Annotated in this window: 9 protein-coding genes; 7 read left to right on the forward strand and 2 right to left on the reverse strand. The window is 53.1% G+C overall.

Going from position 1 to position 12,964, the window contains the following annotated elements:
* Positions 1-23: 23 nt before the first annotated feature.
* Positions 24-1,025, reverse strand: a complete 1,002-nt coding sequence (locus FE783_RS30935; protein ID WP_138883263.1) for an NAD(P)/FAD-dependent oxidoreductase — start codon at positions 1,023-1,025, stop codon at positions 24-26.
* Positions 1,026-1,216: 191 nt separating this feature from the next.
* Here FE783_RS30935 and FE783_RS30940 point away from each other — a divergent pair, with 191 nt between their 5' ends.
* From FE783_RS30940 to FE783_RS30955, 4 genes are all read left to right on the forward strand, one after another.
* Positions 1,217-2,407 carry an NAD(P)/FAD-dependent oxidoreductase gene (locus FE783_RS30940; RefSeq protein WP_138883264.1) on the forward strand — a complete coding sequence of 397 codons (1,191 nt, stop codon included), beginning with the start codon at positions 1,217-1,219 and terminating at the stop codon, positions 2,405-2,407.
* Positions 2,408-2,446: 39 nt separating this feature from the next.
* Positions 2,447-2,701 carry a hypothetical protein gene (locus tag FE783_RS30945; RefSeq protein WP_138883265.1) on the forward strand — a complete coding sequence of 85 codons (255 nt, stop codon included), beginning with the start codon at positions 2,447-2,449 and terminating at the stop codon, positions 2,699-2,701.
* Positions 2,702-2,832: 131 nt separating this feature from the next.
* Positions 2,833-5,136, forward strand: coding sequence for a glycoside hydrolase family 95 protein (locus tag FE783_RS30950; protein WP_138883266.1), 2,304 nt, complete (start codon positions 2,833-2,835; stop codon positions 5,134-5,136).
* Between the two features lie 29 nt (positions 5,137-5,165).
* Entirely contained in the window at positions 5,166-6,431 is a 1,266-nt protein-coding gene (locus tag FE783_RS30955; RefSeq protein WP_138883267.1) for an alpha-L-fucosidase, read from the forward strand.
* A 73-nt stretch (positions 6,432-6,504) separates the two neighbouring features.
* Here the strand turns inward: FE783_RS30955 and FE783_RS30960 are convergent, their stop codons facing one another.
* Positions 6,505-7,389 carry a helix-turn-helix domain-containing protein gene (locus FE783_RS30960; RefSeq protein WP_158302139.1) on the reverse strand — a complete coding sequence of 295 codons (885 nt, stop codon included), beginning with the start codon at positions 7,387-7,389 and terminating at the stop codon, positions 6,505-6,507.
* Between the two features lie 272 nt (positions 7,390-7,661).
* Here FE783_RS30960 and FE783_RS30965 point away from each other — a divergent pair, with 272 nt between their 5' ends.
* The 3 genes from FE783_RS30965 to FE783_RS30975 all read left to right on the forward strand — a co-directional run bounded on the left by FE783_RS30965 (position 7,662) and on the right by FE783_RS30975 (position 12,872).
* Positions 7,662-8,975 (forward strand): ABC transporter substrate-binding protein, encoded by a 1,314-nt coding sequence (locus FE783_RS30965; protein WP_138883269.1) that lies wholly within the window; start codon positions 7,662-7,664, stop codon positions 8,973-8,975.
* Positions 8,976-9,025: 50 nt separating this feature from the next.
* On the forward strand, positions 9,026-10,351 hold the full coding sequence (locus FE783_RS30970; protein ID WP_138883270.1) for an ABC transporter substrate-binding protein: 1,326 nt from the start codon (positions 9,026-9,028) through the stop codon (positions 10,349-10,351).
* A 139-nt stretch (positions 10,352-10,490) separates the two neighbouring features.
* Entirely contained in the window at positions 10,491-12,872 is a 2,382-nt protein-coding gene (locus FE783_RS30975) for a hypothetical protein (RefSeq protein ID WP_138883271.1), read from the forward strand.
* Positions 12,873-12,964: the final 92 nt, after the last annotated feature.

The raw sequence follows: 12,964 nt of genomic DNA on the forward strand, positions 1-12,964 counted from the left end.
GTGCCTCTTCTTGCCGCTGCCTATTAAAACTTCATGTTGCTGCTGTGTCCCGGGGAAAGCTTCGCATCCGGATCGATGTACACCTTCGCATTGTTGATGGCGGTCGGAGCTTCTCCGAAGCCGACGGCGATCAGCTTCAGCTTGCCCGGATAAGTCGTAATGTCGCCCGCCGCGAAAATGCCCGGAATCGAAGTTTCTTGCCGGGAGTCGACTATGATCGAGCCGCTGTCGATCTCGAGGCCCCATTCGGCGATCGGGCCGATCGAGGAGACGAAGCCGAAGTTGACGATAACGGCATCCACCGGCACCTCTTCGGACACGCCGGACTTGATATCCTTGATCGTAACCGATTCGATGCGATCCGTTCCGTTCAGCTTCTCGATTTCTTTCGGCGTAACGACATTCACTTTCGATTTCATCAGAAGCTCGACGCTATGCTCGTGGGCGCGGAATTTGTCCCGGCGGTGAATGAGCGTCACTTGCTCGGCGATCGGCTCGAGCATAAGCGCCCAGTCGACCGCAGAGTCGCCGCCGCCGCTGATCAGCACCTTTTGTCCGGCGAACTTGTTCAGATCGCTGACGAAGTAGTGTAAATTTTTCTTCTCGAACTTCGCCGCTTCGGGCAGCTCCAGCTTGCGGGGCTCGAACGCTCCGACACCTGCCGTAATGATGACGGCTTTGGACTGATGAACGCCCGCATCCGTTTCCACCTCGAACAGCCGCTCGTCCTTCTTCGTCACTTTCAATACTTTTTCTTCAAGCCGTACGTCGACCGGGAAAAGGCTCATTTGCTCGTTCAAACGGTTGACAAGCTCCTGCGCTGTTACTTTCGGAAAGCCGGCTACGTCGTAAATATATTTTTCAGGATATAGCGCTGCAAGCTGTCCGCCCAATTGCGGCATGCTCTCGATGATTTTTACGGAAGCTTGGCGCATTCCTGCGTAAAACGCCGCAAACATCCCGGCAGGACCTCCGCCGATGATGATGATGTCCGTCAAGTCTTGATTGTGCTCGCTCACTGACACGAAAAAAGACACCTCCAACTCGATTTTTCACACCCTACTATTATAAACGTCTGCATATGCGAAGAAAAGCGGATTTGTCACATATTACGACAAAATTTAGACAGTTTGTCGCTTGATATTTTGAATGGGAAGATATATGATTGCGGACATATAGAGAAGCATAACAAACATGGATATGGATGGGATACGAGATGAGTACAGTTCCAAGAATCGTCATTTTGGGCGCCGGTTACGGAGGCGTACTGACCGCTCTTAGACTGCAGAAGGAACTTAATTATAATGAAGCGAACGTCACGCTCGTGAACAAGCACGACTATCATTATATAACGACCCACCTGCACATGCCGGCAGCCGGAACGGACGATCCGGAGAATGCGCGCGTCAATATATCCAAGCTGATCGACGAATTCAAGATCGATTTCGTCAAATCGACGGTCGTCCAAATCAAGCCGACGGAAAAGAAAGTCATTCTCGAGGACGGAACTTTATCTTACGATTATTTGGTTATCGGACTCGGCGGAGAGTCGGAAACGTTCGGCATCCCCGGGCTTCAAGAATATGCGCTGAACATCCGCAGCATCAACAGCGTCCGCTTGATCCGCGAGCATATCGAATATCAGTTCGCCAAGTTCAAGCGGGAGCCGGAGCGGAAAGATTACTTGACCTTCGTGGTCGGAGGCGCCGGCTTTACGGGCATCGAATTCATCGGCGAGTTGGCCGACCGCATTCCGAAGCTGTGCAAGCAATTCGACGTCGATCCGTCGTTTGTGAAAATATACAATATCGAAGCGGCTCCGACCGCTTTGCCCGGCTTCGATCCGGAGCTTGTCGAGTACGCCATGCAGGTGCTCACGAACAAAGGCGTCACGTTCAAAATCGCTACGGCGATCAAGGAATGCAAGCCGGACGGCGTCGTGCTGGCAACCGGGGAGACGATCAAATCGTCGACCGTTATATGGACAGGCGGTATCCGCGGCAACCGTCTCGTGGAGCAAGCCGGCTTCGAGGCGATGCGCGGCCGGGTGAAAGTCGATCCTTATTTGCGGACGACGCAAAACGAAAATGTATACATCATCGGGGACTGCTCCCTTATGTTCAACGATCAAGGCAAGCCTTATCCGCCGACGGCCCAGATCGCCATGCAGCAGGGCGTTACATGTGCCTATAATCTGGTTGCGGCAATCCGCAACCAGCCGATGCGCGAATTCAAGTTCGACAACAAAGGGGTCGTCGCTTCCCTCGGCAAAGGCGAGGCGATCGGCATCGTGTTCGGCAAGAAGATGAAGGGCGGCCTGGCCGCATTCATGAAGAAGCTGATCGATTTGCGCTACTTGTTCATTATCGGCGGCATTATGCTTGTGCTGAGAAAAGGGAAATTTTAGTACATTCGCTTGCCGGCGATTTCAGGAGGCGGTTTATCCGTGAGACACTGCAGCGTTCAAGTCCGCGGGCTTCTGACCCGCGAGGAGCTGGACCGTTACAACGCCTTGATGGAAGTAGGTTCGTTCCTTGAATCGCAGAGCCGGTACGATTTGGCGTATACGGTGCAGAAGGAAGTCGACCTGCTCATTATGCCGGCTATCGAACGGTTGAAAGAAAAAAGCCGTGCCCGCGATCGTGCTGACGAGGAATATTTGCGCGGACTCGCTTCGGATGATGATGAGGATGACGATTGAAAGCCGCATGACGGGCGGCAAAGGGAACTGTCGGGTTATTAATCCGGCGGTTTTTTTGTTGTTGACAGAAAGGAGAACTCCGATTACATTGAGGTTATCGGTAACCTCGAACAAATTGGAGGCGAATCATCTTGAGCCATAATGGAAATACGAAGCTTGGCTTTACACAGCCGGCCAAAAGCTGGGTTCAGGCGCTCCCGGTCGGCAACGGCCGGTTGGGCGGAATGGTGTTCGGCGGTACCGCCGAGGAGCGGATCCAGATGAACGAGGATTCGATCTGGTACGGGGGGCCAAGGGTTCGCGATAACCCGGAAGCGCTGCATAATCTCGCCGACATTCGCCGGCTGCTGTTCGAAGGGAAGCCTCAGGAGGCGGAGCGGCTTGCCCGCATGGCCATGACATCAACGCCGCAATATTTCGGTCCGTACCAGCCTCTCGGGGACTTGAAGCTCAAGTTTGAAGGAATCCGGGGAGGCGCGGACGATTATTCGCGGGAGCTTGATCTGGAGACGGGGCTCGCGACCGTAACGTACACTTCCTCGGGAACCGCTTACCGCCGGGAGCTGTTTGCAAGCGCCGACGATCAGGCGATCGTTATGCGATTGACCGCCGACAAGCCGGGAAGCTTGACGTTCAGCGCGCAGCTGACCCGCCGTCCGTTCGAGGGGGACATGGAGAGCCTGGGCGGCAATTCGGTTGCGATGAGCGGAAGATGCGGCGCCGACGGGGTATTGTATTGTGCGGTGCTGAGAGCCGACGCCGAAGGCGGGCGCGTAAGCACGATCGGCAACTACATCTCCGTGGAAGGTGCGGATGCGGTTACGCTGATCGTGACCGCTCAAACGTCGTTTCGGCACGGCGATCCGCGGCGCGTATGTCTGGAGCAGGCCGATGCCGCCGCGCTGCAGGGATACCCTGCTTTGCGCGAGCGCCACATTGCTGCGCACCGGGCGATCTTCAACAGAGTGTCGCTTGAGTTGGGCAGCCCGGATTCCGGCCGGGAAGCGATAGAAGCAATGCCGACCGATGTTCGGCTGAAACGGGTGCGCGATGGGCAACGCGACATCGGACTGGAAGCGCTGTTTTTCCAATATGGCCGGTATTTGCTCATGTCCAGCTCCAGACCCGGCAGTTTGCCGGCGAACTTGCAGGGGATATGGAGCGACAGCCATACGCCGCCTTGGGAAGCGGACTACCATATCAACATCAACCTGCAGATGAATTATTGGCCGGCCGAAGTCGCCAACCTCGCCGAATGCCATGAGCCGCTGTTCGATCTGCTGGACCGGCTCCGGGTGAACGGCCGGCGCACGGCGAAGACGGTTTACGGCGCAGGAGGCTTCGTCGCCCATCACGCAACCGATCTGTGGGCGGATACCGCCATCCAAGGCGCTTATGTGCCGGCCGTATTTTGGCCGACCGGAGGGGCTTGGCTCGCCCTTCATCTATGGGAGCATTACAAGTACGGCTTATCGGACAGCTTCTTGGCGGAACGGGCTTATCCCGTCATGAAGGAAGCGGCGCAGTTTTTTCTCGATTTTCTCGTCACGGACGGTCAGGGGCGGCTCGTTACGGCTCCCTCCTTGTCCCCGGAGAACACGTACGCGCTGCCGAATGGCAATACCGGATGCTTGTGCGTCGGTCCGTCGATGGATACCCAGATCGTTTACGCTTTGTTCAGCGGTTGTGTCGAGGCGTCCGTCAGACTCGGAATCGACGGCGATTTCCGCGACGAACTGGAGCAGGCGCTCGTCAAGCTTCCGGAGCCGTCGATCGGAAAGCACGGGCAGCTGATGGAATGGGCTGTCGATTACGACGAGCCCGAGCCGGGGCATCGGCATATTTCCCACTTGTTCGCGCTGCATCCGGGGGAGCAAATTACGGTTCGCGGCACGCCCGAGCTGGCCCGCGCCGCCCGGGTCACGCTGGAGCGCCGGCTTGCCAACGGTGGCGGGCATACGGGCTGGAGCCGGGCATGGATTATTAACTTCTGGGCCCGTCTCGAGGACGCCGAGCGCGCCTACGACAATTTGGCGGCGCTGCTGAGCCATTCGGTCCACCCGAATTTATTCGGCGACCATCCCCCGTTCCAGATCGACGCCAACTTCGGGGGCGCGGCAGCTATCGCGGAGATGCTGCTGCAGTCGCACGGCGGCGAGCTGAGGCTGCTCCCGGCACTGCCGCAAGCGTGGCCGAGCGGTAAGGTTACCGGCTTAAGAGCGAGAGGCGGCTTCGAGGTCGACATCGAATGGTCGGACGGGAAGCTGACAGCCGCTGTCATCCGCTCGATGCATGGCGGCGTATGCGCCGTACGGACGGATATTGCGCTTTCGGTCAGCGTGGAGGAGACCCCGGGCAATGAAATAATTCGGGGGGAAGGACTGCTTCGTTTTGATACGAAGGCCGGTCTGGCGTATCGGATCGGCAGCGTGTAAACATTTTGGATAGAAGGAGGGGATTCGGGATGACTGTTCTGCAGCGCATCAAGCCGACCGCCCGGCAGCTCGCCTTTCAGGAATGGGAGTTCGGATTGTTTTTGCATTTCGGGCTTCGCACGTTTTATGAAGGATACGTCGATTTCGATAAACGCCCGATGTCGCCTTCCGCATTCCATCCGGTAGGGCTGGACTGCGAGCAATGGATTCGGACCGCCAAGGAAGCGGGAATGAATTATGCGGTGCTGACCGCCAAGCACCATGACGGATTTTCCAATTGGCCGACGAAATATTCGACGTTTTCCGTCTCCGCGTCCCCTTGGAAGGACGGCAAAGGCGACGTAGTGAAAGAGTTTGTGGAGGCGTGCCGCAAGTACGGGGTCAAGCCGGGAATTTACTATTCGCCTTACGACGGCTCCGCCGATTTTTACAACCAGGATGCCAAGGCGTATGACGACTATTTCGTAGGTCAAATTACCGAGCTGCTGACCGGATATGGGGACATTGACGTGTTATGGTTTGACGGGTGCGGCTCCGAGAGCCACCAGTACGACTGGCCGCGTATTATCGGGGAAATTCGCCGGCTGCAGCCGAACCTATTGATTTTCAATATGGGCGATCCCGATTTCCGCTGGATCGGCAACGAAGACGGCATCGCGCCGATTCCGTGCTGGAACGTGGTCGACTCGACCGATTTCTCGATTATGACCGACGACAAGGAGAAGCTGAAGGAACGGCTTTGGCTTCCCGCCGAATGTGACGTACAGCTGCGCTCCAACTGGTTTTACAGCGACAACGACGCGCATACGCTCAAAAGCTTGGAGGAGCTGATAGGGCTGTATGCGCTCTCGGTCGGCCGCGGGGCCAACCTGCTGCTGAATATCGGACCGGACCGCGACGGGCGGCTTCCGGATATCGATGCGGAGCGGCTGCTCGAATTCGGCGCGGAAATACGCCGGCGTTACGGCCGGCCGCTGGCGACGATTGCCGATTTCGAATTGCGTGACGGCAAGTGGGTGTGTGACACGAAAGAAGCGCAATTGATCGACCACGTCGTGCTCGGCGAGGACTTGACGGAAGGCGAAAGCGTCAAGCGTTTCGCCATCTCGATCATAACCGCCAAATCCCGCCGTCCGTTCCGGGTATACGAAGGCCGCAACATCGGGCACAAGGCGATCGTCCGGCTGCCGGCGGTCAAAGTGCGGGGAGTCGTTCTCGACATTTTGGAGAGCGACGGCGAGCCCGTGATCCGGAGCTTGTCGCTTCATTATACGGGTGAGTCGGGAGCGAAATAGGATGGGTGTGGCAAGCGACGAATAAGAGTTGCAAAAACCGATCTGCGAATGACCGCAGATCGGTTTTTTGCCGTTATTCGGCATCCGGCTGCCGCCCGCTCATTTTTTTCCGGTATGCCGAGGGGGAGACGCCTTTCAAATGATTGAACACGCGCGAGAAGCTGGCAAACGAACGGAAGCCGACTTCCAGCGCGATGTCCGTAATCGCCATATCGCTGGACTTGAGCAGGCTGCACGCCTGACGGATTCTCAGCTCGTGGATGAAGTCGATGAAGCTCGTCCCGAGATGACGCTTCAGCAGCTTGCTCAAATTCGGCACGCTGAAATGAAACCGGTTCGCGAGGTCGGCGAGCGTCAACGATTCCTGGTAGCGCTGATGAATATAATGAACGATTTCCCAAATCGTGGAGCTATCCGGTTCCCGCCTCGATGCCGCATATAACGATCGCTCCTGCTGATTGCGGACCCGGTCGAACCGGGCTAGCGCCTCGAACAGCATGGACGTCAATATAAGCTGCCTCCATTGCTCGTCCCGGCTATATTCCAACTGCATCCGATCGAACAGGGACAGCATCTCCCGGTATTGCTCGGGACTGACCTGGACAAAAGGGGCCGGCTCCGCTTCATCTTCGTGCAGCAAGCCGTGTCCGAGCTCGCGGTCCGGTGCGTTCAGCAGCAGCCCCATGTCGAAATTGCATACGTAAAGCAGCAGCTGGCAGCCCGGGTCCGCATGAATTTCGTGAATCTGATAGGGGAGCAGGAACGTCATCGTTCCCGGTTCCAGCGTATGCGACACTCCGTTGACGATCTCGGTTCCGCGTCCTTCGACGACGAGACAGAGCTCCAGAAAGTCATGCCGGTGAGGCGGCACGTTGTTGTTCACTTTCTTGATGATATAAAATGGGAAGCTGTTTTTGTTCGGATAATCCGTAAGCACCGGCGGAATGACGGACGGCATGACGGCCCCCCTCTGATTTTTACTCATTATATCGAAAATATTGAGAACAATCGAGAAAATATGGGACGTATTGAAAGAAGCGCGCGGCTATCATAAAGATAGCTCCAATACGAAGCGGGTAAGCGCTTTAGTAAATGCCGGCTTTGCCAAAGCGGCCCGCATGAGTGGAGCGTGCAGCAACTTGGGTTGCGCTGACGACCTGCTACAGAAAGCGGTAGGTACGCTGCAACAGCACTTGTTTGGACCATCAATCTATAAACGGGGGATTTCCAGTGAACAAACGTTCCATCCTATTTTTCATGCTCAGCCTGATGGTGACCGCTTCAGCAGGATGCGGCAAAACCGGCAATAGTACCGCCGGGGACGGGAAGCCAGCCGCAACCAAAGCAAACGATAAGACGGTGGAGCTCGTCTTTTCCGGCATTCCCCTAACCGAAGAGGAATTCCAGGAGCAATTCGGCAAACCGATTCATGACAAGTTCCCGAACATTACTACGAAATTTATCGTGCCGGGTAAAGGCACGGAATTGAAAGATCTGGTTAGCGCGGGAACGACCCTTGACGTCTATATGACTGCCGCAGTTAATTTGCCGATGTTTCTGGATATGAAGCTTGGTCAAAATTTGAACGAATGGATTAAAAAATACAACTACGATCTGGGCCGGATCGAACCGAATGCGGTTCAGGTGATGAAAGATATGACAACGGATCAGATGGTTTTCGGAATTCCTTACCAAAATGCCTCGTTGGGTTACGTCCTTTATTACAACAAGGATATATTCGATAAATTCGGAATCCCTTATCCGAAAGACGGCATGACTTGGGACGATACGTACGAATTGGCCAAGAGACTCACTCGGGTTGAGGGCAGTGTGCAATACAGGGGACTTACCGCCAACTGGTCGAACATATTCGTCATCAATAATCAGCTCAGCTTGCCGGGATTGGATTCTAAGGATAAGGCCGTCATCAACACGGACAACTGGAAAATGGTTTTTAATAATGTAAAGCGGTTTTATGATATTCCGGGCAATCAGATCAATAAGGACAATATTGCAGATAAGATCCAGGAAACCGATTTCATAACAGGAACCGTGGCCATGACGGTGGGCGGGGGGGCTGCTGCCGTTGCGGATAAAAGTACGATCAATTATGATTACGTGTCGCTCCCCACTTATAAAGAAGCGCCCGGAATGGGAACGAAGTCGTCCGGAAGATATTTATTGCCTACCAGCACGAGCAAGTATAAAGATGAAGTGTTTCAAACGATTATGTACTTGACTTCCGACGAATACCAAATGAAGGCTTCCAAAGATGGACGGGCAACCGCATTGCAAAATAAAGACATACAGAAAGCTTACATGCAAAACAATCCGAAATTAAAGGATAAAAACAATTTTGCATACTTCTATAATAAACCGTCTGCCTCTCCCAAGATGAATCCGGAGCTGTTGAGCATCAATATATACAATTTTCCGGCAGTGGAATTGTCAAATGTTATGTTAGGCCAAGTCGATGTGGCAACCGCCTTGCGAACGGCTGAAGAAAAGCTGGACAAAGCCGTTGCGGCCAAAAAAAGTCAATAAATTCGGTTTCTCGCGATCTCGAATCCAAAGCACAGTATGGGGGCTATTCTATGAAAAAAGGTTTCTTACTGATTTCCGCGTTCGTCCTGATTGCGGCTTCTTCAGCAGGGTGCGGCAAAAGCGGCAATAACGGCAATAGTACCGCTGGGGACGGAAAGCCGACCGCAGCCAAAGCAACCGATAAGCCGGTCGAGTTGGTCTTTACCGGTCTTCCCATAACGGAGGAAGAGTTTCAGGCACAGTTCGGCAGACCTATACAGGAGAAGTACCCCCATATTACAGCGAAATATATTCAACCGGGCAAAGGCACGGAATTGAAGGATTTGGTCAATGCCGGAACGATTCCCGATGTGTATATGACCGCTACGGTGAATTTGCCGATATTTCTCGGTTTCAAGCTCGGCTACGATCTGAACGAATTTATTAAAAAAAATAGTTTGGATATGACTCGGTTCGAACCGAATTCGCTCCAGGTCATGAAAGATATGACGGCGGAACAAATGATTTTCGGATTGCCTTATCAGTCCGGGGGATACGTGCTTTATTACAATAAAGATGTTTTCGATAAATTCGGAGTCCCTTACCCGAAAGACGGCATGACATGGGATGACACGTACGAATTGGCCAAAAAGCTCACGAGAGTGGAGGGCGGTACGACATACAGGGGATTTACCGCCAATTGGTCGAACATCTTCTTGACGAACAACCAGTTGGGGTTGGCGGGCTTGGATTCCAAAACGGATAAGGCGGCTATCAACACGGACGATTGGAAGATGGTTTTTAATCATGTCAAACGATTTTTCGATATTCCGGGGAACGAGCGAACGAAGGATAATGTACCGAACGGCAATCAGGAAAGCGATTTCCTGACGGGAGCCGTGGCCATGACGGCGACGGGTATCGGACTCATGACCCAAGCCGCGGATAAGGGCAATCTCAATTTCGATTACGTGGCGCTCCCTACTTACAAAGAAGCGCCGGGAGTTGGAACCAAGACGGGCGGAAGGTACTTATTGCCCACGAGTACGAGCAAATATAAAGATGAAGTGTTTCGGGCCATTTCCTATTTGACCACGGACGAATATCAAATGAGAGCCTCCAAGGAAGGGAGGGCGACAGCATTAACCAATAAAGATATACAGAAAGCTTACATGCAAAATCATCCGAAATTAAAGGATAAAAACAATTTCGCGTACTTCTATAACAAAGTGGCCCCCACGCCGCCGACGAATCCGAGCCTTGTGGAAATTAACACCTATAATATCGCCGCTGCAGAATTGACTAAGGTTTTAATAGGCGAAACCGATGTATCGACTGCATTGCGAGTATCTGAAGAAAAAATCAATCAGGCCGTAGCGGCCAAAAAAAGTCAATAAGGCGCGATCAAAAAAATAATAGACCAATTTGATTGCCCAATGTAGTGTAGTGACGCGAAATTTCGTTCAAATTGGATCAGCCATTTTTTTGATCGCGCCTAATTACGGTTCGATCGTTTTTAAGACGGGAGGAATGATTGTGATGAACAAACAACCCGATAATGAAAAACTAGACGAAACGTACGGAGAGGCGAGCCCGGGTGCCAAGCTAAGCCGAAGAGAATTGTTGACTTCACTCAGTATGGCCGGCGTAGCCTTAGCTTCGGGAGGATTGATCCATTCCGTTAACGCGGAAGCTTCGGTTGCGAACCATGTCTACGGACCGGCCGGAACAGCCGGGGATTGGGAACAGGTTGAATTATTGTCCAAAAGAATAACGTGGATAAGCGTGGATGAATTTGAAAGCTGCGCAACAAAAGACGGGAACGGCGTCATAACCGACTGGACGCCGGCTTTTAATCAGGCGCTCAATTCCGTACCCGGCGCGAAAGTCGTTTGCAGCAGAAGAAGCTACAAAATAACGGGTCAAATCATCATGCCGCAAGATACCGCCATTGTAGGGACGAAAAGAGGGTTTACCCAGGGACCGGCAACCGCGACGACAAACGGACCTAATCGGATGTACGTGGAACACGATACCAAATTTTTGATTTATCCGGCGGATATGACCGCACCTACTTTTGTCATGGAACGAAACAGCACGATCGAAGGGGTCGAAATGTTTTATCCCGAACAAAGCGTGTTCTCTACCTCCTTGAGTGAAATTATTCGTTTTCCGCTTACGATCGACGCGAAAGGAGGATGCAATCTTGTCAATGTGAACTTTTTCGGCGCCTATCACTTCTTCAAAGGCACGGGCGAGCGGATATGCATCGACAATTTGTTCGGATACAGCTTCGGCACCGCTATTCAGCTTTATAAAGGCGGGGACGTCGCCTATTTGAACAATATTCATTTGAATCCGAATGTGGTCAGACCTCCTGAAGCGCTGCTCTGGCTGGGTACCGGAAACCCCGACAGCATCGGCATTTATATAGAAGAATATGACGGCGTGAACATTTCCAATTATCACACGATCTTTTACAGAACTTCCGTGAAGGTCAAATTGAACCAGGGCGGAGCCAGATCCATTACGGTCAACGATTTTTGGCTGGACATCACGGGGGTGGCGTTCGATATCGAGGCCAACACCGGGGCAGGCGTAAGAATCAATAACGGCATCGTCTACACCGGATATTCGAACGACCCGGCCTATGGCGGCTTGCTGAGACTGAACAATCCCGTCAAAACGATTATTACGCCTTGTCTTGTAAACAATGTGGCGGTTCTCACGGTTAATCTGGCCAGGCATCCGTCGCTAACGCGGCCCGATTATGGGATTACGTTCGTAAGCAATGCGAACAATAAGCTCCTTTTGTCCAATTTGGATATGTTCGGGGTTACCAAAGGATTAATGAGCGTAGCCGGTTTCAACCAGGTAGACGGGAAAATTTTCTCCGGCGCTTCCAACTTCAATAAATCGGTTCCGCATCCGAGAAAAAATATGCTGAAAAACAGCTATAATTTCGTAAAAGGGACAAGTTCCGACGGCGTCCCTCTGTACTGGAGCAAAGACGGGGGAAGCATGACGGTCGAGTATTTGCCGAACGGGAATGTGAAATATACAACCGTAGATTCCTTTCCCAGAAGTAAAGGAATCGTGCAAAGCAGCGTATTGACCGAATCGGGCAGTTATCGGGTTGTAGTAAAGGCCGCGAACCCGAATCCCCGCGCCGGATTGCTTGTAAGGAAATGGAACGCCGGACATACGAATGCCGTGGAGTACACCCCTGTTTTCGATCAAGATGGCGTCTCCAAACTGGACTTGACCGGCATTGTGCCGAATGAAAGTATCGATGTTTTGATCCATCCGGGAACAACGACGGGAGATGCGATCGAAGTCGAATACGCTTTGCTGGTAAAGGGGACGGCTTGGTACGATTACAGGCCTGTTCCGTCGGGGCTGCCGCCACAGCAGGAATTTACGCTGCAGGGCGACGCCGCTCCCGCATTCGCCCCCCATTACGTCGGCGAACAATATATCGATACGGCGAATAAAACCGTCTATACGGCAAAGAGTACCGCTTCCAGCGCGGATTGGACACGAGTGGGAGGCAGCTCGGGATTGAATGCCGTGTTGACCCCTACGGACGGATTGAATGATACGTACGGAGCCGCGCTTACGATCGGACCGGCGGCGGGCTTTTCCAGCGTCGAATTGGCCAAAGTCAAAATCACATGGGACGGCGCGTTCGGAATCAATGAGACCGATACGGTCAAAATCCGCTGCGACTATAGCGACTCAACGAATGCTTTTGTGGAAAAATCGGCGACGGTTGCAGGTTCATTATGGATAACGGATGACGACATCGCGACGTTAATTCGCAATGGCGCGGCAATCGTCTCCATATCGGTTTACGCCAAATCTTCATTGCCAAGCAGCGTAGCGAAGACGGTGCAGCTAATCGGGTATTCCAGATAGGGAAGAAACTTAGTTGAACGGTGAAAATATGGGACGCTTTGTAATCGGAACGGGGCTATGATCAAGATAGCGCCAAGCCAAGCGAGGGTGAT

It is taken from the genome of Paenibacillus mesophilus (assembly GCF_005938385.1).
Lineage (GTDB): Bacteria > Bacillota > Bacilli > Paenibacillales > NBRC-103111 > Paenibacillus_AB > Paenibacillus_AB mesophilus.

Bases quoted from the DNA above. Each gene is read 5' to 3' on its own strand.
- FE783_RS30940 (WP_138883264.1), top strand. From the start codon at position 1,217: ATGAGTACAGTTCCAAGAATCGTCATTTTGGGCGCCGGTTACGGAGGC.
- FE783_RS30955 (WP_138883267.1), top strand. From the start codon at position 5,166: ATGACTGTTCTGCAGCGCATCAAGCCGACCGCCCGGCAGCTCGCCTTT.
- FE783_RS30960 (WP_158302139.1), bottom strand. From the start codon at position 7,389: ATGCCGTCCGTCATTCCGCCGGTGCTTACGGATTATCCGAACAAAAAC.
- FE783_RS30970 (WP_138883270.1), top strand. From the start codon at position 9,026: ATGAAAAAAGGTTTCTTACTGATTTCCGCGTTCGTCCTGATTGCGGCT.